This is a genomic window from Citricoccus nitrophenolicus (assembly GCF_047305825.1).
GTDB lineage: Bacteria > Actinomycetota > Actinomycetes > Actinomycetales > Micrococcaceae > Citricoccus > Citricoccus nitrophenolicus.
Genome location: NZ_CP063070.1, coordinates 1,922,736 through 1,943,435, shown reverse-complemented (window position 1 = coordinate 1,943,435; position 20,700 = coordinate 1,922,736). Strand labels below are relative to the sequence as shown.

At 70.1% G+C, this 20,700-nt stretch carries 19 protein-coding genes; 10 read left to right on the top strand and 9 right to left on the bottom strand.

Annotation, left to right across the window (positions count from 1 at the left end):
• Window positions 1–16 precede the first annotated feature (16 nt).
• Both IMT31_RS08925 and IMT31_RS08920 read left to right on the top strand, forming a co-directional pair.
• The gene (locus tag IMT31_RS08925; RefSeq protein WP_413542496.1) at window positions 17–2,098 is read left to right on the top strand and encodes an ABC1 kinase family protein; all 2,082 of its coding nucleotides are present in this window, start codon (window positions 17–19) and stop codon (window positions 2,096–2,098) included.
• Window positions 2,099–2,121: 23 nt separating this feature from the next.
• The gene (locus IMT31_RS08920; RefSeq protein WP_413542495.1) at window positions 2,122–3,525 is read left to right on the top strand and encodes an amidase; all 1,404 of its coding nucleotides are present in this window, start codon (window positions 2,122–2,124) and stop codon (window positions 3,523–3,525) included.
• An 18-nt stretch (window positions 3,526–3,543) separates the two neighbouring features.
• On the opposite strand, the gene IMT31_RS08915 is transcribed toward IMT31_RS08920, so the two are convergent.
• A complete protein-coding gene (locus IMT31_RS08915) occupies window positions 3,544–4,086 on the bottom strand; it encodes a DUF4190 domain-containing protein (RefSeq protein ID WP_413542494.1) in 543 nt (180 codons plus the stop codon).
• 138 nt (window positions 4,087–4,224) lie between these two features.
• On the opposite strand from IMT31_RS08915, the gene pgm reads away from it, so the two are divergent.
• Entirely contained in the window at window positions 4,225–6,000 is a 1,776-nt protein-coding gene (gene pgm, locus IMT31_RS08910; RefSeq protein WP_413542493.1) for a phosphoglucomutase (alpha-D-glucose-1,6-bisphosphate-dependent), read from the top strand.
• Window positions 6,001–6,073: 73 nt separating this feature from the next.
• On the opposite strand, the gene IMT31_RS08905 is transcribed toward pgm, so the two are convergent.
• Both IMT31_RS08905 and IMT31_RS08900 read right to left on the bottom strand, forming a co-directional pair.
• Window positions 6,074–7,639, bottom strand: coding sequence for an aldehyde dehydrogenase family protein (locus IMT31_RS08905; protein ID WP_345357283.1), 1,566 nt, complete (start codon window positions 7,637–7,639; stop codon window positions 6,074–6,076).
• Between the two features lie 70 nt (window positions 7,640–7,709).
• Complete coding sequence (locus IMT31_RS08900; protein WP_413542492.1) at window positions 7,710–8,582, bottom strand: glycerophosphodiester phosphodiesterase; 873 nt, start codon at window positions 8,580–8,582, stop codon at window positions 7,710–7,712.
• Window positions 8,583–8,686: 104 nt separating this feature from the next.
• On the opposite strand from IMT31_RS08900, the gene IMT31_RS08895 reads away from it, so the two are divergent.
• Window positions 8,687–9,127, top strand: coding sequence for a universal stress protein (locus IMT31_RS08895; RefSeq protein ID WP_345357277.1), 441 nt, complete (start codon window positions 8,687–8,689; stop codon window positions 9,125–9,127).
• Window positions 9,128–9,167: 40 nt separating this feature from the next.
• On the opposite strand, the gene IMT31_RS08890 is transcribed toward IMT31_RS08895, so the two are convergent.
• Together IMT31_RS08890 and IMT31_RS08885 are read right to left on the bottom strand one after the other, a co-directional pair.
• Window positions 9,168–10,085 carry an HAD family hydrolase gene (locus tag IMT31_RS08890; protein WP_345357274.1) on the bottom strand — a complete coding sequence of 306 codons (918 nt, stop codon included), beginning with the start codon at window positions 10,083–10,085 and terminating at the stop codon, window positions 9,168–9,170.
• Between the two features lie 35 nt (window positions 10,086–10,120).
• The gene (locus IMT31_RS08885; RefSeq protein ID WP_345357271.1) at window positions 10,121–11,071 is read right to left on the bottom strand and encodes a carbohydrate kinase; all 951 of its coding nucleotides are present in this window, start codon (window positions 11,069–11,071) and stop codon (window positions 10,121–10,123) included.
• A 54-nt stretch (window positions 11,072–11,125) separates the two neighbouring features.
• Between IMT31_RS08885 and IMT31_RS08880 the strand changes: the two genes are divergently transcribed.
• On the top strand, window positions 11,126–12,517 hold the full coding sequence (locus tag IMT31_RS08880) for a uracil-xanthine permease family protein (protein WP_413542491.1): 1,392 nt from the start codon (window positions 11,126–11,128) through the stop codon (window positions 12,515–12,517).
• Here the strand turns inward: IMT31_RS08880 and IMT31_RS08875 are convergent.
• A complete protein-coding gene (locus IMT31_RS08875; RefSeq protein ID WP_413542490.1) occupies window positions 12,514–13,413 on the bottom strand; it encodes a hypothetical protein in 900 nt (299 codons plus the stop codon). The genes IMT31_RS08880 and IMT31_RS08875 overlap by 4 nt on opposite strands.
• A gap of 6 nt (window positions 13,414–13,419) precedes the next feature.
• Window positions 13,420–14,142 carry a dienelactone hydrolase family protein gene (locus IMT31_RS08870; protein WP_413542489.1) on the bottom strand — a complete coding sequence of 241 codons (723 nt, stop codon included), beginning with the start codon at window positions 14,140–14,142 and terminating at the stop codon, window positions 13,420–13,422.
• 178 nt (window positions 14,143–14,320) lie between these two features.
• Between IMT31_RS08870 and aqpZ the strand changes: the two genes are divergently transcribed.
• On the top strand, window positions 14,321–15,106 hold the full coding sequence (gene aqpZ, locus IMT31_RS08865) for an aquaporin Z (protein ID WP_413542488.1): 786 nt from the start codon (window positions 14,321–14,323) through the stop codon (window positions 15,104–15,106).
• A 97-nt stretch (window positions 15,107–15,203) separates the two neighbouring features.
• Here aqpZ and IMT31_RS08860 read toward each other — a convergent pair whose 3' ends face one another.
• Window positions 15,204–15,773: a YceI family protein gene (locus tag IMT31_RS08860; RefSeq protein WP_345357256.1), complete on the bottom strand. Its 570-nt coding sequence runs from the start codon at window positions 15,771–15,773 to the stop codon at window positions 15,204–15,206.
• Between the two features lie 211 nt (window positions 15,774–15,984).
• On the opposite strand from IMT31_RS08860, the gene IMT31_RS08855 reads away from it, so the two are divergent.
• The gene (locus IMT31_RS08855) at window positions 15,985–17,283 is read left to right on the top strand and encodes an NAD-dependent epimerase/dehydratase family protein (protein WP_413542487.1); all 1,299 of its coding nucleotides are present in this window, start codon (window positions 15,985–15,987) and stop codon (window positions 17,281–17,283) included.
• Between the two features lie 11 nt (window positions 17,284–17,294).
• On the top strand, window positions 17,295–18,497 hold the full coding sequence (locus IMT31_RS08850; protein WP_345357250.1) for a glycosyltransferase family 1 protein: 1,203 nt from the start codon (window positions 17,295–17,297) through the stop codon (window positions 18,495–18,497).
• A gap of 7 nt (window positions 18,498–18,504) precedes the next feature.
• Here IMT31_RS08850 and IMT31_RS08845 read toward each other — a convergent pair whose 3' ends face one another.
• Window positions 18,505–18,855, bottom strand: a complete 351-nt coding sequence (locus IMT31_RS08845; protein WP_345357247.1) for a universal stress protein — start codon at window positions 18,853–18,855, stop codon at window positions 18,505–18,507.
• Window positions 18,856–19,141: 286 nt separating this feature from the next.
• Between IMT31_RS08845 and IMT31_RS08840 the strand changes: the two genes are divergently transcribed.
• Window positions 19,142–20,167, top strand: coding sequence for a tripartite tricarboxylate transporter substrate binding protein (locus IMT31_RS08840; protein WP_413542486.1), 1,026 nt, complete (start codon window positions 19,142–19,144; stop codon window positions 20,165–20,167).
• Window positions 20,164–20,700, top strand: a complete 537-nt coding sequence (locus tag IMT31_RS08835) for a tripartite tricarboxylate transporter TctB family protein (RefSeq protein ID WP_345357241.1) — start codon at window positions 20,164–20,166, stop codon at window positions 20,698–20,700. Before IMT31_RS08840 ends, IMT31_RS08835 begins: the two co-directional genes overlap by 4 nt.

Here is a 20,700-nt window from a genome sequence, read left to right as displayed (position 1 = left end):
CTAATAGGGTGGAGGCGTGGAGAACTTTCTCGGCGAGCTCGGCACGGTCGGATACTGGGTGGGGTCCACCCTCGGGGCACTGATCGGGCTGTTCCTCATCGTCCTGATGGCCTGGCTGATCGCCACCACGGTTCGCCGGGTGCTCGGCGTGCCCGTCGGCTGGTTCCGCTCGCTCGTGGTGGCCCTGATCATGGTGTTGAGCACCCAGGTGGTGATGGACGCCGTCATCCACCAGATCGCCGGCACCTCGGGGGTCCTCTCGGAGGTCTCCATCCCGGCCGCGCTCGTGTTGATCATCATCGCCCTGCTGTGGATCTTCGGGCTCGGCACCGCCCTGTTGATGGTGCTGGAGATGGTGCTGCCCACCGGGACCCTGCCGAATCCCTTCCTGTGGACGGCGGGGCTGCGGAAGTCCTGGTCCCGCAACCGCCGCTACCGCCAGGTGGTGGCCACCTTCATCCGCCATGGTCTGGGCGCGAACCTGCGCGGCTTCGGCCGCCGCGGGGAGTCCGGTGCCCGGGATGAGCGTTCCTGGGGCAGCACGGCCACGGCCCTGCGCCGAGCCCTGGAGGACTCCGGGATCACCTTCGTCAAGCTCGGTCAGAACCTCTCGGCCCGCTCCGACCTCCTGCCGGCCCCCTTCGTCCGTGAGCTCTCCCGCCTCCAGTCGGATGTGGCCGCGGAACCGTGGGAGTCCATCCGCCAGGCCCTGGGCACCTCGCTGGGCTGTGATCCGCTGGAGGTCTTCAGCTCGGTGGAGGAGACCCCGCTGGCCGCCGCCTCCGTGGCACAGGTCCACCGGGCCCGGCTGCGGGATGGCACCGAGGTGGTCCTGAAGGTGCAGCGCCCCGGCGCCGTGGAGGAGGTCATGCGCGATTCGGACATCGTGGTCCGCATCTGCCGATGGCTGCAGAACAACACCACGTGGGGCCGCTCCCTGCGCATCCTGGAGCTGGGCCGCGGTTTCACCCGGTCCCTGGAGGAGGAGCTGGACTACACGGTGGAGGCCGCCAACATGCAGGACATGGCGGCGGCGGTCTCGGACCAGAACATCACCGTGCCCACCGTCTACCCGGAGTTCTCCTCCACCCGGCTGCTGGTCATGGACTACCTGCCGGGCGCCTCGGTGGGCCGGGCGCAGCCCCAGATGCTGGCGCTGTCCCCCGCCACCCGCCGCCGGCTCGCCCAGGACCTGACCAATTCGGTGATGCGCCAGATCATGGACGACGGCATCTTCCACGCGGACCTGCACCCCGGCAACGTCATGCTGCTGGGCCAGGGTGAGGACACCCGCCTGGGACTGTTGGACTTCGGCGCCGTCGGACGCCTGGACCCCCGCTCCCAGCAGCAGCTGGTGATGATCTTCGCAGCCATCGACCGCAATGACACCCGTCTGCTCAACGACTCGCTCATCGAGCTGCTGGGCCGTCCGGAGGACCTGGACGAGCGCCGGCTGGAACGGGAGGTGGGCGAGCTGCTGGTGCGCTACCGGGGCGGGATGCGCGGCGGCTCGGCGTCCCGGCTCTTCGGCTCCCTGATGGGGCTGATCCTGGGCCACGGCTTCGAGGTGCCGAAGGCCGTGGCCGCCGCCATGCGCTCCCTCGGCGGCATGGAGGGCACCCTGGGGCAGATCGACCCAGATCTGGAGCTCGTGACCGCCGCCCGGGAGATCGGGGCCGACCTGTTGAAGAACCGGTTCACGCCGGGATCGCTCAAGGAGTCGGCCACCACGGCCCTGCTCGAGGCCCTGCCCATCGTCTCCCAGCTGCCGCGGCGCGTGAATCGGATCGCGGACGACCTGCAGGGCGGCCGACTCTCCATCAACATGCGGCTGCTGGCCCATGAGAACGACCGCCGCTACGTCACCTGGCTGTTCCAGCAGGTGGTGGTGTCCATCCTGGCCGGCTTCTGCGTGCTCGGAGGCATCGTGCTGCTCGTCTTCGGCGAGGGGGGACCGGCCATGACCAGTTACATGAGCTGGTACACGGCCATGGGCTACATCGTGCTGTTCGCCGGCTTCGTCCTGTCCCTGCGGACTGTGGCCCTGGTGATGCAGCTGCCGGAGGCCGCCGGGGCCCGGGAGCGGGACCGCCGGTAGACCCGCTCGTTACAGTGGAGCCCATGACCTTTCAGGATGCTGACGCCGAACGGGCCGACCTGGCCGGCTTGACCGCCCTGCAGTTGCGGGACGCCCTGGCGGCCGGAGAGGAGTCCGCCGTGGCCGTCACCCGGCACTTCCTGGCCGTGACCGAGCGCCGCAACCCGGAGCTGGGCGCGTTCATCTCCGTGGCCCCGGAGATGGCCCTGCGGCGCGCGGAGGAACTGGATGCCCGCCTTGCCGACGCCGGTCCCGCCGGCACACTGCACGGGATGCCGCTGGCCTTCAAGGACCTGGTGGACGTGGCCGGAATGCGCACCACCCTCGGCTCACGGGTGGCAGCCGAGGCCCCTGTGGCGGAGGAGGACGAGGCGGTGGCGTATGCGGTCCACTCGGCCGGCGCCCTCTCCACGGGCAAGACCACGGTCCCCGAGTTCGGCCTGCCCTGCCACTCGGAGAACCTGATCTCCGCCCCGGCCCGGAATCCCCTGGACCCCACGCGCACGGCGGGCGGGTCCACGGGAGGCGGCGCGGCCGCCGTCGCCTCCGGGATGCTCCCCTTCGCCCCCGGGAACGACGGCGGCGGGTCCGTCCGCATTCCGGCGGCGGCCTGCGGCCTGGTGGGCCTGAAACCAGGCCGGGGCACCGTCCCCGCGGACCAGCAGGAGGATTCCGTCCGCAACCTCTCGGTCTCCGGACCGCTGGCCCGCAACGCCGCCGACGCGGCGCTGTTGTTCGACGCGATGCTGGGTGGGCCCGGCGGCGAGGGGCGCAGCCTGGCCCGGGCGCTGGAGGCCAAGCCAGGCCGGCTGCGGATCGGATACTCGACCGCCTCGCCGTTCTCCCCGGACCTGGAGATCACCCTGGCCCGCCCCGCCGTGGACGCCCTGACGGCCGCCGCCGCTGCCCTGGGCCGGGACGGCCACGAGGTCCAGGAGGCGGACCACGCCTTCGGCCCCGGCTACCACGAGGACTTCCGAACGGTCTGGACGGCGGCCCTCACCCGAGCCCCACTGCCGGACGGGGCCGAGGAGCTGCTGGGACCGCTGGCCGGGTACTTCCTTCAGCTGGCGCGGGGCTACTCCGAGTCCTTCCTGGCCGAGTCTGTGGAGCGGCTGACGGCCTGGGCCACTGATTCCCGCCGCCAACTGGCGGCCCATGACGTGGTGCTGACCCCGATGCTGGCCTTCGCACCGCCGGGGATCGGCACCTTCACGGCCCTGCCCCCGGCGGAGGACTACGAACTGCAGTGCCGGTTCACCCCGTACACCTCCATGGTCAACGTGATGGGGCTGCCGGCGATCTCCATTCCCGTGCTGCGGGACGCCGAGGGGCTGAGCTGGTCGGTTCAGGCCATCGGCCGGCCGGGCACGGAGGGGCAGCTGCTGGCGCTGGCAGCCCGGATGGAGCTGTTGCTCACGGCCTGAGCCGGTCCACCGGCGGGGCTAGGAGATGGCGACCAGGCCGATGAACCCGATGACCCCGATGACCCAGAGCCCGGTGACCAGGTAGCCCATGACCAGTCCCGCGATCGCGAAGGCCCGGCTCTGGCGGTCCTTGTTCAGACTGAGGTGTCCCAGGATGATCGCCAGGATCTGGGGGACGAACAGGAATCCGCCCGTCACCACGCCGACGATGCCCAGCACCAAGGCCGCGATGGCCATGCCGTTGACCGGCGCACCGGGGACGGAGGCGGGGTGGGAGGCGGGGTGGGGGCTCCCGGCCTGTCGCTGCTCGTTGGCGATGACGGGGTACTGACCGTTGATCGGGTACTGCGGCTGGCCGTTGGCGTAGGGACCCGCCAGGGGCTGCTCGGCATAGGGGTTGCGCGCCGCGGCCTCCTGACCGGGCGATCGCTGCGGGGCCGGGGCGGCGTGCTGCGCGGTGGTGTCCGAATACCAGGAGGGATGCCTCGGGTCGTTGAACGGGCGGTAGTCGTCCGAGGACTCGGTTGGCTGGCCGTGCTGGCGTGGGTCCGGATCGGACATGTCTACCCTCCAGGGTGGATCGTCGGTGGCCCCCAGTCTACGGAAGGTCGCCCTCAGACGGGCTCCTCGGCCACCAACCGCCGTCTCGGTTCACCGGGAATCTACCGCCAGTTTCCCGGACGTGGGACAGTGTCTCCTATGACCCCCGAGCACACCGAGAATGCCGAGCCCACAGTGAACGACGGGAGCGCCGGGAACCCCGCTCCCGCCGCCGAACGGGCCGGCACCCGGGCCCTGCCCCGGGACCTGGTGGATGTGGAGGCACTGCTGGCGGCGTACACGGAACGCCACCCGGATCCTGCCGAACCGGCGCAGCGGGTCTCCTTCGGAACCTCCGGCCACCGGGGGTCCTCGCTGAAGACCTCCTTCAACGAGGACCACATCGCGGCCATCACGCAGGCGATCGTCGAATACCGCGCGGACCAGGGCGTGACGGGCCCCCTGCTGATGGGCCGGGACACCCACGCACTCTCGGGCCCCGCACAGGACACCGCGCTCGAGGTGCTGATGGGCAACGGGGTACACACCCTGATCGATTCCCGGGACGGATTCACACCCACCCCCGCCGTCTCCCACGCCATCCTGGCGCTGAACGCAGAGGTGCCGGCCGGCGTCGGGCCCCCCGATGCCGGGCGGGCGGGGCAGGCCGACGGCATCATCATCACCCCCTCCCACAATCCGCCCGCGGACGGGGGCTTCAAGTACAACCCGACCCACGGCGGCCCCGCGGACACGGACGCCACAAACTGGATCGCGGATCGCGCCAACGAGTTGCTGGCCGGCGGGATGACCGAGGTCCGGCGTATCCCGCTGGCCGAGGCGAAGCAACACGAGGCCCTCGGGACCTATGACTTCCTGGATCGCTACGTCTCCGATCTTCCCCAGGTCATCGACCTGAACGCCATCCGCCAGGCCAGGGTGCGCATCGGCGCGGACCCCATGGGCGGGGCCTCCGTGGGCTACTGGGGCGAGATCGGGACGCGGCACGGCCTGGACCTGACCGTGGTGAACCCGGAGGTGGACCCGCAGTGGGGATTCATGACCCTGGACTGGGACGGCAAGATCCGGATGGACTGCTCCTCCCCGAACGCCATGGCCTCACTGATCGAGCGGATGGCCCCGGCGGAGGGTGCCGGGGAGGGCGAGTCGGCCGAGCCGGCGCCCTTCGACCTCGCCACCGGCAATGACGCGGACGCCGACCGCCATGGCATCGTCACGCCGGACGGCGGGCTGATGAACCCGAACCACTTCCTGGCCGTGGCCATCGACTATCTGTACCGGCACCGGCACGGCTGGCCTGCCGGGGCCGGCGTCGGGAAGACGCTGGTGTCCTCCTCCATGATCGACCGGGTGGCCGCGGGGCTGGGCCGGGACCTCGTGGAGGTGCCGGTGGGCTTCAAGTGGTTCGTGCCGGGACTGCTGGCGGGAACCGGCGTGTTCGGCGGCGAGGAGTCCGCGGGCGCCTCGTTCGCGTGTTTCGACGGCGCTGCGTGGTCCACGGACAAGGACGGGCTGCTGCTGTGCCTGCTGGCCGCGGAGATCCGCGCGGTGACGGGCAGGTCCCCCTCGCAGTACTACGCCGGTCTGGTCGAGGAGTACGGTGATCCCGTCTACGCGCGGATCGATGCCCCGGCGAGCCCCGAGCAGAAGGCGAAGCTGAAGCGGATGTCCCCGGCCGACGTCACCGCGGACACGCTGGCCGGCGAGCCGATCACCGCCACCATGACCGAGGCCCCCGGCAACGGCGCGTCGATCGGAGGGCTCAAGGTCACCACCGAGAACGCGTGGTTCGCGGCCCGCCCCTCCGGCACGGAAGACGTCTACAAGATCTACGCGGAGTCCTTCCGCGGCGCCGAGCACCTCGCCCAGGTCCAGGCGGAGGCCAAGGCGATCGTGGACGCGGTCATCGCCTGATCTCTCGGCACAAAGTGACCAAACCACGTCACTACGGTGGGGGTGAAGTCACTTTGCGCCCGGCGGAGAGGGGTCAGAGGAGGCGTTTGAGGGCTTGGCGCTTGGCCCAGGTGTAGGGCGGGTAGATCATCTTCAGGGTGTCCACCTGGTCGGTCTTGGTGAGGGACGAGCGGAGGTGGGAGAAGGTCTCGAACCCGGCTCGCCCGTGATAGGCCCCCATCCCGGAGGGCCCCACACCCCCGAAGGGCAGCGTGGTCAGGCCCACCTGCAGCAGGGCCACGTCAAAGGCCATGCCGCCTGCGGTGACCCGCTCCTCGAACGCCCGGTGGTACCGGTGCTTGTCCGTGAAGAGATACGCCGCGAGCGGGTGCGGGCGGGCGGTGATGAACTCCACCGCCTCCTCGAAGGTGTCCACCCGGATGATGGGCAGGACGGGCCCGAAGATCTCCTCGGCCATCAGGGCGCTGTCCGGTGACACGTCCGCCACCACGGTCGGTTCCAGGAACCGGTCCGCCACATCGGCCCGGCCGCCATGCACGAGCCGCGCCGGGGCGCGGCCCTCACCGCCCGTCCCGCCCGTCAGCGCATCCTCGAGCAGGGCCACGGTCCGCTCCAGGTGCTCGGTATTGACCAGCCGCGCGTAGTCCGGGGACTGCTGCGGATCCGTCCCGTAGAACTCCTGGATCGCCTGGGGAAGGTGCTTCTCGAGCTGGCGCTGGGACTCCTCGCCCACGGCCAGCACGTAGTCCGGGGCCACGCACGTCTGGCCGGCATTGGTGAACTTGCCGAAGGCGATCCGGCGGGCGATGGCGGACCAGTTCCGCCCGTCAGCCACCACGCAGGGGGACTTGCCGCCCAGCTCCAGGGTCACGGGGGTGAGCTGCTTCGCCGCCGCCTCGTAGACGATCCGCCCCACGCGCTCCCCGCCGGTGTAGAAGATGTGGTCGAACCTCTCGGCGAGCAGCGCCTGGACCTCCCCGGCCCCACCCTGAACCACCGCGACGGCGCGCGGATCCAGGTATTGCGGGATGAGCCGGCCGATCAGCTCAGAGGTGGCAGGAGCCTTCTCGCTCGGCTTGAGCACCACGGTGTTGCCGGCGGCCACGGCCGCCACGAGCGGTGCCATGAGCAGCATGAACGGGTAGTTCCACGGGGCGATGATCAGCACCGTGCCCAGCGGCCTGGCCTCGATCTTGGCCGAGGCCGGCCGGAAGGTCAGCGGGACCTTGGCGCTCTCCGGCTCCATCCAGTCCGTGAGGTACAGCAGGGCGTGATCCACCTCGGCGCGGGTGGGCTGGACCTCCGTGAGCATCGCCTCGGTGGCCGGCTTGCCCAGGTCCTCGGCGAGCGCGGCGCAGATGGCTCCGGACTCCTCCTCCACCAGCCGGCGGATCCCCTTGAGCTGGGCGGCCCGGAACCGCCGCGGATGGGCCAGTCTCAGGTTGGCGGCCTGACGCATGCGTACGACGGCGGCGCCCGCCTCCTCCGTGCCGGTCGCCACCTCGGGGCCCGCGGGGACGGGGACCTCGGCGACCGGTTGGAAGAGCTCCTGATCCGGCTCGGAGTGCACCCCGACGCGTCCCGGGTCCAGGGTCTGGTCCGCAATGAAGTCGGGAATCTGGGACGAAGGCTGGGTCATGCGACCACGGTAACGGCAGATGCCCGATACCGCGCAGCCGTCCCGGTCACAGCCGCCGAGCCACCACCGGTCACCGCTGCGGCCAGTAGCCCCGGGCCTCCATCACGGACGCCAGGGCCTCGGCGTCATCCGTCATGAGCCCGTCCACCCCCAGGGCGAGCAGCCGCTCCATCTCCGCCGGGTCGTCCACCACCCAGACGTGCACCTGCAGGCCGGCTGCCTGGCAGCGGGCGACGAACGTCCTGGTCACCACGGGGATCGGCCCCTGCTTCACGGGGACCTGGACGCAGTTCACGTGGGCCATCCGGCGCCCCACGAACCCGGCCAACCCCAGCGGTGCGGCCACCACGAGCGCGGCGATGGCCAGTCCTCCCCCGGACATCGCGATCCGCCGCCCGGCCGCTCGGGTGAAGCGCCGCCGCCGGGAATCATGGAAGGAGGCGATCAGCACCCGGTCCCAGGCGTCATGGCGGTGGATGACCCAGGCGATCGCGTCTGCGGCCGAGTCGTCCTTGAGGTCCACGTTCAGCCGGACCTCCGGCCACTCGCCGAGCAGGTCCTCGAAGCGCAGCAGGTGCTCACCCTCCAGCAGGTCCGCCCCGGCGGTGCCGCCGGACGCGGCGGCCCCGGAACTGCGGGCCCGGACCGCCTCCGGATCGATGACCCGCAGCCGGCTGAGCTCCTCCCAGGTGTGGTCCGAGAGCCGCCCGGACCCCGTGGTGATGCGGTCGAGGGTCTCATCATGGAAGACCATGAGCACGCCATCGGCCGTGGTGCGCACGTCGAGTTCGAGGTAGCCGTACCCACGCTCCACGGCACGGCGGAAGGCGGGCAGGGTGTTCTCCCGGGCCGTGTCCGCCCCGCGGTGCGCGAAGGCCAGCGGCCACCCCTGGCGGCCGGGCAGCGAGTCCCTGAGGTATGGAGGCAGGATGGAACGCTTCACGGTGCCACCCTAACGCCCGGGTCCCTGCACCAGACATGGGCGGCGCGGGTGGGTAGACTCCGCCGTACCCGTACCAGGGATGTGACCGTCAAAGGAGTCGGAACATGACCTCAACCATCATCACCGGAGTGGATGCCAGCGAGACCGCGGCGGCCGCCGCCCGCAAGGCCGCCGAGCTCTCCAGCGCCCTGGGCGCCACGCTGCACCTGATCTGTGCCTACGGACGCTACGAGTCCACCACGTTCGAGAGCGGCCCGGAGAAGTTCCACTACAGCAATGAGGATGAGGCTCTCAAGACGGCCCAGACCGTGGCCCGGTCGGTCCAGAAGGACTTCCCCGGCCTGACCATCCGCCCCGAGGCCGCCGAGGGCAAGCCGGGCGAGGCCCTCGTCCAGGCCGCCGAGCGGCTGGCGGCGGACATCGTGGTGGTCGGCAACAAGCGGGTCCAGGGCATGGCCCGCATGCTGGGCAGCATCGCCCGGGACGTGGCCTCCCAGGCCCCGTGTGACGTCTACGTGGCCTACACGCACGAGCGGAAGTCCTAGAACCCGGCCGAGACCAGTTCCACCATGGGCCGGTCCGGGCTCAGTCCAGCGTCAGCAGGCGCTCGATCTCCCGTGCCACCCCATCCTCGTCGCACGCCCCCGCGGTCGCGTCGGCCGCGGCCAGCAGGGTGGGGTGCCCGGAGGCCACGGCGTAGCCGGTGCCCGCCCAGGAGATCATCTCCAGGTCATTGGGCATGTCACCGAAGGCCACCACCTCGTGGGCCGAGATTCCCAGCTCCGCGGCGAACCCCGCCAGGGTGGTGGCCTTGTTGACGTCCGGGCGGGACATCTCCAGCAGGGCCATGCCCGGCGCGGAGTGCGTCACGGCGAGCAGGTCTCCGAGCAGGTTCCGGACCTCCGCCAGGAAGGCGTCCGGCTCGCTGGACCGGGTCTTGGCCAGGAACTTCACCACCTCGGGATCCGCAGGCAACACCTCCTGGATCCGGGTGCCCACGTGGATCCCGGCGGCGAGTTCGGGCAGCGCACCGTCAGGGTCCGGGCCCGCCTGCCCGCTCCCGGCGGGATCCCGTTCCAGGAAGGCCTTCTCCAGATGGAACCCCTCCACGGTCTCCACGCCGAAGGACGCCGAGGGGTCCAAGGCCGCGATCATCTCCCGGGCCTGGAGTACCGTCTCGTAGTCCATGGGCTGGGATTCGATCACGGTCTCCTGCACCAGGTCGTAGATGACGGCACCGTTGGAACAGATCACCGGTCCCGCGTGGCCCAGGGCCTCCGTCAGGGGACTCAGCCAGCGGATCGGCCGTCCCGTCACGAAGACCACCTGGATGCCCGCGTCATGTGCCGCGTTGAAGGCCTCCACCGTCCGGCCCGTGATGAATCCGGTGCGTGTGTGGTCGTAGCCGATGATGGTGCCGTCCAGGTCACTGGCGATCATCCGCGGACGCCGGACCGGTCCGGCCGGCGGTGCCGGATCAAGGGCCGGTTCTGGGCGGAGCATGGAGCCATTCTAGGCCGAGCGTGCCCCGGACGGTCCTAGCCGAGATCTGCCCGAGTGGGCGGGTCCGCGCCGAGCCGGGAGGACGTGATGCCGGCTGCCCGCGCGGCATAGGCGAGCACGGCGGCCGTGTCCTCCGCGCAGATCCCGCGGAGCTGCTCCCGGTTCTCGGCCCCCAGCAGCCCCCGGTCCTTCAGGGCCACCAGCAGGGCCGCCGTGAAGGAGTCGCCGGCGCCCACGGTGTCCGCCACCTCCACCGGGCTGACGGGGTGTTCGGTCAGGCCGGCGGCGGTGGCACACAGCAGCGAGGACTCCCCGCGGGTCACCACCACCATGGCCGGCTCGATCCGCTGCCATTCCACGATCACGTCCTCGAGGGGCCGCTCCGGGTACAGCCAGGCCAGATCCTCGTCCGAGGCATGCACGATGTCCGCGAGCGCCACCGACTCCTCGGCCCGGCGCCGTGCGGTGGCGCGGTCCGGGACGATCGAGGGCCGGCAGTTCGGGTCATAGCTCAGGGTGACGTCCGGTTCGAGGATGGCCAGCAGCTCCATGACGGTGGAGGCGCCGGGCTCCAGCATCGTGGCGATGGATCCGGTGTGCAGGTGCCTCAGGGGCCGCTCCGGGCCATCCCGGACCAGGACCTCGCGGACCAGCCTGGCGATCTCCGCGGTCTCGGGAAGGGACCAGTCGAGGTCGAAGTCGTAGTGCGCCACTCCGGTCGGGTCGAGGCGGGCTGTCGCCACGGAGGTCGGCAGTGCGTCCGGAGCCAACACGGAGTCCACACCGTTGCGCTCAAGGTGCGCGCGCACCATGGAGCCGTACTCGTCCCGCCCGTAGCGGCCGGTGAAGAAGACGTTCTCCCCGAGTCGGGCCAGCCCCACGGCCACGTTGAGGGGGCTGCCGCCGGCGTGCGCGCGCGGCGTCGCGGTATCGGAATGGACGACGTCGACGAGCGCCTCGCCGATCACACCCACGTAGTCAGTCACAAATCAACGGTACCCTACGGCTCAGTTGACTTCCCCTCACCCCGAAGGATCGCGATGACCTCATCCGAGCACCCTCCCCGCCCGTCAGGACCCGAAAACCCGAAGGAGGGGCGCCGGCCGCTCGCCTCGCGACTCGGCCTGGACTGGTCCATCCACGGCGACGGCCGGCGCATCGGCCCGGGTGAGGTGGTGTCACCGGACGAGCGACTGGCCTGGCCCCAGACCATCGGCGTGGGCATCCAGCACGTCATGGCGATGTTCGGCGCCACGGTGTTGGTCCCCACCATCACCGGGTTCCCCGTGACGGCCTCCCTGTTCTTCTCCGGCGTGGGCACGTTGCTGTTCCTGATCATCACCGCCGGCCGGGTGCCCTCCTATCTCGGCAGCTCGTTCGCCTTCATCGCGCCCATCGGGGCGGCGATGAACCAGCACGGGATCGGCGGTGCCCTGGGCGGGGTGCTCGTGACCGGCGTCGCCCTGTTCCTCGTGGGGCTGATCGTCCAGAAGGCCGGGACCGGGTGGATCCACGCCCTGATGCCACCGGTGGTGATGGGTACCATCGTGGCGCTGATCGGCCTGAACCTGGCCGGCTCCACCACTGATGCCATGGTCGAGGTCCCCCTGACCACCTTCACCACGGCCCTGGCGATCGTGGTGTGTGCGGTGCTCTTCAAGGGGCTGCTGGGCCGGCTGTCCATCCTGCTCGGGATCGTGGTGGGCTACCTCGTGGCGCTGGCTCAGGGCCAGATCGACTTCTCCCCGGTCGGCGAGGCCGGATGGGTGGGTCTGCCCCCGTTCCACGCGCCGGAGTTCCACTGGGACGTCCTGTTCCTGTTCCTGCCCGTGGTGCTGGTGCTCGTGGCGGAGAACATCGGCCACGTGAAGACGGTCGGGCTGATGACGAACCGCAACCTGGACTCCTCCAACGGCCGGGCCCTGATGGCAGACGGTCTCTCCACCACCCTCTCCGGCCTGGGCGGCGGCGTGGGCACCACCACCTACGCGGAGAACATCGGGGTCATGGCCTCCTCCCGTGTCTACTCCACCGCCGCCTACTGGGTGGCCGGGTTCTTCGCCCTCGCCCTGGCCTTCCTCCCGAAGTTCGGCGCCCTGATCAACACCATCCCGCCGGGGGTCGCGGGCGGGGCCGGCATCATCCTCTACGGCATGATCGGCGTGATGGGCGTGCGCATCTGGGTGCAGAACCGCGTGGACTTCTCCAACACCATCAACCTGATGTCCGCCGGGGCCGGACTGATCGTCGCGATCGCGGACCCCACCCTGGATCTCGGCGGCATGCAGTTCGGCGGCATCGCCCTGGGCACCGCCGCCGTGTTGGTGGTCTTCCACCTGATGACGCTCATCGCCCGCTGGCGTGGCACCGAGCCAGTCCCCCTGGAGCAGGAGAACCCGTACGAGTCCTCCGAACCGGGACGCCTCGGCTAGCGCCGCCTGCCACCTCGGCCGCCCCTCGCACCCTTGCCCGACCGGGCGCCCTTGACTGATCGGGCGCCCTGGGTTCCGCTGGCGGTCTTCCCTGGCGGCCCCGGACGCGCGGCGCCGGCGCCCGCACGGACCCGGCCGGCCGGTGCGGCCTCGGAGGGGGCGTCCCTCAGATGGTCGTTCCGGGACGAGCCGGGGCGCCGGCCCTTCGCGGCCCCGATGAAGTCCTGCACCAGCTGGGAGTCCACGGCCCTCAGCCAGGCCAGGCCCACCCCCCAGCCCGGGTGAGTGGTGTCCCGGGTCAGGGGCAGCACCACCACGTCCCTGCGCCCGAACATCCGGGCCACGGAGGCGGGCAACACCACGTGGCCGGCGCCCGTGGCCACGATCTCCACCGCCGTCCGCTCTCCGGAGCCGGGAAGCTCGGGAGCGTCCAGTGGGTCGGCTGGAGGTTCAGGGGCGAATCGCACCGGGTCCATGGCCTCAGAGGGGTCCAGTTCCGAGGCGGGAAGGGGCCCGTCGGCCTCCACGTCCCATGCGGCCAGCAGGTGGTCCTGGCCCACGCAGACCACCGGATCCTCCTCATAGAACCTGACCACGTGGACATCCTCCGGATCCACCCCGGCAGCCCCCAGCAGGGCCTCCGGGGAGGAGTCGAGGCGCCAGCGCAGGTACCCCACCTGCGGGAGTCCGCGCGGTGCCGAGCCCCCGGGGCCGGGGGCCAGGAACGCCACCTGCGCGCCGTCGTCGTGATTCACCAACTGGACCCGGCGCTCACGGGACGTGAAGCGCTCCACCCACTTGGACGGCGAGGCGCCGGGGATGGTGGAGAGGAAGAGTGTCTCCGGGACCGTGGACCCGGCGGGGCCGGACGCCCCCGGGGTATCGGCTGTGGGCACGGGTGGTTACTTGACCTTGTCCTTCAGGAACCCCACGGTGCGGGACCAGGCCAGCTTCGCGTCCTCGGGACGGTGGTTGCCCTGGGGGTTCTCATCATTGTGGAAGGCGTGCGGGGCATCGTAGAAGAAGTACTCGACCTCGGCGCCCGACTCCTCGCGGATCTGTTGCTCCTGCGCGCGGGCATCCTCGGGCGGGAACATGGAGTCCTGCTCGGCGTAGTGGCCCTGGATGGCGGCCTTCACACCGGCGTAGGAGTCCGGCACCGCCTGGCCCACGCCGTAGAAGGGAACGGCCGCGGAGATCTTCTCGCCCTGCTCGGCGGCGAGCGCCAGCACGAAGCCGCCGCCCATGCAGAACCCCACGGTGCCCACGGTCTTCGAGGTCACCGAGTCCAGGGACAGCAGATGGTCCACGGCGCCGGCCAGCTGGTGGGCGCCGGCCTCGGCCGGGAGGTTCTGCATCATCTCGCCGGCCTCCTCGCCGTCATGGGCCACCCAGCCGCCGAAGAGGTCCGGGGCGAGGGCCGTGAACCCCTCCGAGGCCAATCGGTCACACACGTCCCGCATGTGGTCGGTGAGGCCCCACCACTCCTGGATGACGATCACGCCGGGTCCGGCACCGGACTCCGGGGTGGCCAGGTAGCCGTGGCCGAGGTTCACGCCACCGGCGGACCCCTCCTTCTCCGGCAGGGCGAACGTGGTGTTCTGGTGCGGGGTCTTTCCGGCCATTGCGGTCCTCCTTCGTGCCGCGCTGGGCGCGCGGTGCATCGGCTGGTACTCGTCACGTTCAGTCTAGGGGTGTACGCCGAGCGCGCCATTGGTGATACTGAGCTTCAGGAACCGGCCGGGCGGCCCACCGTTCGGAGGGTCCCGTCGGCACGCCGTCACCGCACAGGAGGTCCACATCATGTCATCCGCTTCCCCTCACAGCACCGCCGCCCGCTGGCTCGCCGAGTTCATCGGCACCTTCGTCCTCGTGTTCGGTGGCTGTGGCACCGCCGTGTTCGCCGCCCAGGTCCTGGATGATGCGGCGGGCGTCAACATGGGGGTCGGCTTCCTCGGTGTGGCCCTCGCCTTCGGCCTGACGGTACTGGTCATGGCCTACGCCGTGGGCCACGTCTCCGGCGGTCACTTCAACCCGGCCGTCACGCTCGGCACGGCGCTGGCCGGGCGGACGAAGTGGTCCGATGTTGGCCCCTACATCCTCATCCAGATCCTCGGCGCCACCGTGGCCGGGGCCGTGCTGCTGGCCATCGCCTCCGGCAAGGCCGGCTTCAGCGCCGTCGACTCCGGCTTCGCCACCAACGGCTACGGTGAGCGCTCCCCGGACGGCTACTCGCTGCTGTCCGTGCTGCTCATCGAGATCGTCCTCACGGCGGTGTTCCTCTACGTGATCCTGGGGGTGACGGACCGGCGGGCCCCTGCGGGCTTCGGCCCCCTGGCGATCGGCCTGTCCCTGACGCTGATCCACCTGATCTCCATCCCGGTCTCCAACACCTCGGTCAACCCTGCCCGCTCCCTCGGGGTCGCCTGGTTCGCCGGCGGTGAGGCGCTGGGTCAGGTCTGGCTGTTCCTCCTGGCCCCGCTCGTGGGCGCTGCGATCGCCGGACTGACGTACAACCTGATGTTCCCGGACCGGGCCAGTGTGGACCGTGGCCTGGCCGGGCAGGAGGCGAATGACGCCACCGCCTGACCTGCTGCGTCCAGAGGTCGAAAGAGGCCCGCTCTCCCGGGATTTCCCGGGAGGGCGGGCCTCTTCTGACCTGCAGTTGCAGGCGGTGGGGTCAGGCTCAGGCCTGGGCGTCCTCCGCGGCGGGCAGGACGAAGGAGGCGTCGATCTGGATCTTGACGGCGTCGGAGACCAGCACGCCACCGGCGGCGGCCTGCAGCGGTGCGTTCCAGGTGATGCCGAACTCCTTGCGGGAGATCTCACCCGTGGCCTCGAAGCCGGCGCGGGTCATGCCGAAGGCGTCCACGGTCTGGCCGCCGAACTCCGCCTTGAGCTCCACCGGGTTGGTGACACCCTTGATGGTCAGGTCGCCCACGAGGGTGAACTCCTGCGGCTCGTTGCCGTTGGCGCGGACCTCGGTGGACACGAAGGTCATGTTCGGGTGGGCCTCGGTCTCGAAGAAGTCCGCCGCCTTGATGTGGGCATCGCGGTCCGGCTGACCGGTGTCGACCGAGTTGGCGTCGATGGTGATGTCCACGTTCGATGCGGTGGCGTCATCGGCCACGAGCAGTGATCCCTCCACGGCGTTGAAGGTGCCACGGACCTTGGAGATGCCGGCGTGACGGACGGTGAAGTCGACGTCGGTGTGGGTGGCGTCAAGGTTCCAGGTTCCGGGGGTGAGTGCGGTCATGTGAGGTCTCCTCTGGGATAGCAGGTGGCGCCCGGACCGCGGTCCGGCCGTTCCACCACATTTGGTTGAACATTCAATAGAACCATGACGCGGGCGGATCTATTCCCATGCCGGAGACGAACTTCAGGTGAACGAACCCTCGGTGAACCGGCCAGCATGTTGGATAAGGTCGAGGTGGCCCTTCCGTCACCAACGAGCAGTGGGAGTACTAGTGAAGATTGCGATCCTCGGCGGCGACGGCTTCTGTGGGTGGCCCGCCGCCCTGCACCTCTCAGACCAGGGCCACGACGTGATCATCGTGGACAACTTCTCCCGGCGGGTGATCGACGAGGAGCTCGAGGCCGAATCCCTGACGCCGATCCGCTCCCTGTCCGAACGCCGCGCGGCCTGGAAGGAGGTCTCCGGGAAGGAGATCGGATTCGCCTTCCTGGACGTGGCCCAGGACTACGAGTCCCTGGTGGACCTCTTCCGCTCCGAGCGTCCGGACGCCGTGGTGCACTTCGCCGAGCAGCGCGCCGCCCCGTACTCCATGAAGTCACCCCGCAACAAGCGCTACACGGTGGACAACAACGTCAACGCCACCCACAATGTACTGGCCGCCACCGTGGAGTCCGGCCAGGACATCCACCTGGTCCACCTCGGCACCATGGGCGTCTACGGCTACGGCACCGCCGGCATGAAGATCCCCGAGGGCTACCTGGACATCGAGGTCACCGCGGACGGCGACGCGACCGATGACACGAAGGGCGCTGCGAACGGCCCGTCCGAACATCCGGCCGAACCGCGGCGCATCGAGCAGCAGATCCTGTACCCGACCAACCCCGGCTCGATCTACCACCTGACGAAGGTCCTGGATCAGCACCTCTTCGCCTACTACGTGAAGAACGACTCGCTGCGGATCACCGACCTGCACCAGGGCATCATCTGGGGCACCCACACCGAGCAGACGCAGCGGGACGAACGGCTCATCAACCGCTTCGACTATGACGGTGACTACGGCACCGTGCTGAACCGCTTCCTCATGCAGGCCGCGGTGGGGCACCCACTCACGGTGCACGGCACGGGCGGGCAGACCCGCGCGTTCATCCACCTGCAGGACATGGTGCGCTGCATCCAGATCGCGCTGGAGAATCCGCCGGCCACCGGGGACCGGGTCAAGATCTTCAACCAGATGACCGAGACCCACCGGGTCCGCGACCTGGCCGAGCTGATCGGGCGGATCACCGGCGCCGAGGTGGCCCTGGTGCCCAACCCGCGCAAGGAGTCCGCGGAGAACGATCTCCACGTGGTCAATGACACCTTCCTTGACCTGGGCCTGAACCCGACCACCCTGTCCGAGGGGCTGCTGCTCGAGGTGGAGCAGATCGCCGTGAAGTACAGGGACCGTGCGGACCTCTCGAAGGTGCCGGCCACCTCACTGTGGACGGCCGAGCAACAGGCCGGCGTGCCGTCATCCAACCCTCCGGCCCCCTCCGCCGTCCCCGGCTCCCAGGCCGCCCCGGCCACCTAGGGACCGGCCGCATGCGCATCGCCATGTTCACGGAGGTCTTCCTGCCGAAGATCGACGGCGTGGTGACCCGTGTGGTGCGCACCCTGGAGCAGCTGCGGCAGATGGGCCACGAGGTACTGCTGTTCGCCCCCGGTGACCCCCCAGCGGAGTACGCCGGTCACCGGGTGGTGAAGGTGCGCAGCTTCTCGCTCCGCTACCTGTACCCGGAGCTGAAGGTCGGGGTGCCCACGCCGGCCATCGCGCGGGCCATGGAGTCCTTCCGCCCCCACGTGGTGCACACGGTCAACCCGATCTGGTTGTCCGCCTACGGCGTGCTCTCTGCCGGCCGGCGGGACCTGCCACAGCTGGCGAGCTTCCACACGGACGTGCCCCAGTACACCGAGTCCCTGCGGGTCGGCTGGGCCCGGCACCCCATCGAGACCTGGATCGAGTTCCTGCACAACAAGGCCGAGATCAATCTCTGCACCTCCGGCCCCATGGTGGACCGGGCCCGGCAGGTCGGCATCGAGCGGGTGGACCTGTGGCCCAAGGCCGTGGACACGGAGGGATACCACCCGGCGAACACGAGCCCGGCGATGCGGGCCACGCTGACTGACGGCCGTCCGGAGGCGCCGCTCGTGGTCTACGTGGGCCGGATGAGCCGGGAGAAGGGCCTGGAACGACTGGCGGAGGTGATGCCCCGGCTTCGTGAGCGGGTGCCAGGCGCCCGGCTGGCCATGGTGGGCTCCGGGCCACACCTGGGCGAGCTGCGGAAACGCTTCGACCCGGCCTACACCGTGTTCACCGGCTACCTGTCCGGGACAGGGTTGGCCGCAGCCTACGCGAGCGCGGACACCTTCGCCTTCCCCTCCACCACCGAGACGCTGGGCCTGGTGGCCCTGGAGTCCATGGCCTCAGGCGTGCCGGTGGTGGGCGCCCACGCGGGCGGCATCCCCTTCGTGATCGACGACGGCGGCACCGGCTTCCTGGTCCAGCCCGGCGATGTGGGGGGCTGGGTGGACCGGCTGGCCCGACTGTTGGAGGACCCTGCACTGCGCCTGTCGATGGGCCGGGAGGCCCGCGCCGAGGCCGAGCGGCACTCCTGGCGCGCCGCCACCGAGACCCTGGTGGAATTCTACGGTCAGGCGATCGAGCGGCACTGGTCGGAGCACCGGCCCCTCAACGGGCCTCTCCTGGACCGCTTCGCCAAGCCCATGCCCAGGGCACGGGACTGAAGAGGACTCAGGGCTTCACGCAGATCACCGGGGCGCTGGCCTCCAGGATGATCTGCTGCGCCGCGGAACCCAGCAGCAGCTTGCCCACCGGGGAGCGATGGCGGACCCCCACCACGATCGCGGAGACATCCACCTGCCCCGCCGTGTCCAGCAGGTCACCCACGGCGTCCTTGCCCCGCGCGTCCGGCTCGGCGTAGGCCTCGGTGACTCCTGCGCCGGAGGCCACCTCGGGCTCCGGACGCTCACCGGCAAGCACGAAGTACAGCACGTCCTCCTGGCGCCGGGCGGCCTCCTCCACAGCGAAGCGGTGGGCCGACTTTCCTTCGGCGGTGCTGGTTCCGGCCACGAGGACGGTCATCGTGAATCTCCTTGGTGTCGTGCTGATGGTTCTGTGGTGCCGTGTTGGCTGGTCATGCATCGGAGAGACTGAGATCGAGACACGGGCTCACGTGGCCGGAAAGGCACTCCGTGACTTGCATACTAGACGTTGCACATGGTGGGGTATATCACTGTCAAAGCGCGGGCGGACCTCGGATGATGGACCTGGTCCGCACCCGGCCGGTCCGGCGGGGCCCGGCCCGGGACCCGCACCATCCTCCGCATGGCACCTGCTCCGTTTCTCCGCTTCACCCAAAGGACCTTCGATGAGCCAGCCTCCGGCGGCAGACTCCCCACCTCGTTCGCGGGCCAGGACCATCGGCACGGCGGTCTTCGCCGCCATTGCCGCGGTGGTCATCGGCTTCGCCTCGTTCTTCTCCATCCAGGCCGCGTCAGGCGGCACGGACGTCCGCAACAACCTGACCCTGGTCGCCCCGGCCGCCGCGGGCGGCGGCTGGGACACCTTCCAGCGGGAGCTGCAGCAGACCATGCGCTCCAACGGCCTGGTCAACAACGTCCAGGTCGCCAACGTCCCGGGCGCCGGCGGCACCATCGGCATCGGCGTGCTGTCCCAACAACCCGAGGCCAACAACCTGATGGTGGGCGGCAGCGGTCAGATCGCCGCCCAGGTCCAGTTCGGCACGTCCTCCACCATCCAGGACGTGGCTCCCGTGGCCAAGGTCCTGGAGGAGTACGACATCGTGGTGGTTCCGGCCGACTCGCCCCACGAGACGTTGGACGATCTCGTCGAGGCGTGGACGGAGGACCCCCGGGGGGTCTCCTGGACCGGCGGTGGCTCCTTCGACCAGTTGGTGATGACGGAGATCGCGCTGGCCGCCGGGATCCCGCCGGCGGAGACCACCTACATCCCCTCGGACGGCGGCGGGGAGGCCATCCAGGCCCTGCTCAACGGCACGGCCGACGCCTCGGCCGGCGGCTTCGCCGACATGTACCCGCAGGTCGAATCCGGCCGGCTCAAGGTCCTCGGCCTCGTGGCCGAGGACCGCCTGTCCGGTGCGGAGGAGATCGAGCAGATCCCCACCCTGGTGGAGCAGGGACTGGACGTGACCATCACCAACTGGCGCGCCCTCTTCGCGCCGCCCTCTGCCACGGACGAGCAGATCAACCAGCTGCAGGACCTGGTGGGAGAGGCGGTCGCCACGGACGAGTGGCAGGCCACCGTGGAGCAGAACTACTGGCGTGAGGCCCCGCTGCAGGACGAGGAATTCGAGACGTACATCCAGGACGAGACGGACAGGATCGCCAATCTGTTCGAGGAGATGGGACAGTGAGCGCACTAGACACCGCACCGCCGGGGAACACCAGCACACCCATGGGGTCCGGCACCTTCTGGGAGGGCCGTTCTGGACTCATCATGCCGGTGCTGATCGCGGCCTTCAGCCTCTTCCTGATCTTCGGTTCCCTCGCCATGGACGCCGGGGACGCAGAATTCCCCGGCCCCGGGTTCTTCCCGACCCTGATCGGGGTCGTCGGCCTGGTCCTGGCCGTCATCATCACGATCGGCATCATCCGCACACCAGATCCGCCGGCGGGCCGCGACGCCCAGACCACCCGCTTCCACTCGGACTTCACCGCCCTGGGCTGGACCGTTCTGGGCTTCCTCGCCTTCTCGGTGCTGCTGCCCTGGCTGGGCTGGATCCTGGCCGCGGCGCTGTTGTTCTGGTGCGTGGCCCACGGTTTCGGATCCCGCCGTGCGGTCTTCGACATCCTGGTGTCCCTGTTCATGGGTTCCGTGGCCTACCTGGCCTTCGACGTCGCGCTGGGTCTGAACCTGCCCTCCGGCATCCTGGGCGGGGGGTTCTGA

Coding starts and splice junctions, on each gene's coding strand:
- aqpZ (WP_413542488.1), top strand. CDS start 14,321: ATGTCATCCGCTTCCCCTCACAGCACCGCCGCCCGCTGGCTCGCCGAG.
- IMT31_RS08905 (WP_345357283.1), bottom strand. CDS start 7,639: ATGACCCAGCCTTCGTCCCAGATTCCCGACTTCATTGCGGACCAGACC.
- IMT31_RS08880 (WP_413542491.1), top strand. CDS start 11,126: ATGACCTCATCCGAGCACCCTCCCCGCCCGTCAGGACCCGAAAACCCG.
- IMT31_RS08895 (WP_345357277.1), top strand. CDS start 8,687: ATGACCTCAACCATCATCACCGGAGTGGATGCCAGCGAGACCGCGGCG.
- IMT31_RS08920 (WP_413542495.1), top strand. CDS start 2,122: ATGACCTTTCAGGATGCTGACGCCGAACGGGCCGACCTGGCCGGCTTG.
- pgm (WP_413542493.1), top strand. CDS start 4,225: ATGACCCCCGAGCACACCGAGAATGCCGAGCCCACAGTGAACGACGGG.
- IMT31_RS08890 (WP_345357274.1), bottom strand. CDS start 10,085: ATGCTCCGCCCAGAACCGGCCCTTGATCCGGCACCGCCGGCCGGACCG.
- IMT31_RS08860 (WP_345357256.1), bottom strand. CDS start 15,773: ATGACCGCACTCACCCCCGGAACCTGGAACCTTGACGCCACCCACACC.
- IMT31_RS08870 (WP_413542489.1), bottom strand. CDS start 14,142: ATGGCCGGAAAGACCCCGCACCAGAACACCACGTTCGCCCTGCCGGAG.
- IMT31_RS08845 (WP_345357247.1), bottom strand. CDS start 18,855: ATGACCGTCCTCGTGGCCGGAACCAGCACCGCCGAAGGAAAGTCGGCC.
- IMT31_RS08840 (WP_413542486.1), top strand. CDS start 19,142: ATGAGCCAGCCTCCGGCGGCAGACTCCCCACCTCGTTCGCGGGCCAGG.
- IMT31_RS08915 (WP_413542494.1), bottom strand. CDS start 4,086: ATGTCCGATCCGGACCCACGCCAGCACGGCCAGCCAACCGAGTCCTCG.
- IMT31_RS08850 (WP_345357250.1), top strand. CDS start 17,295: ATGCGCATCGCCATGTTCACGGAGGTCTTCCTGCCGAAGATCGACGGC.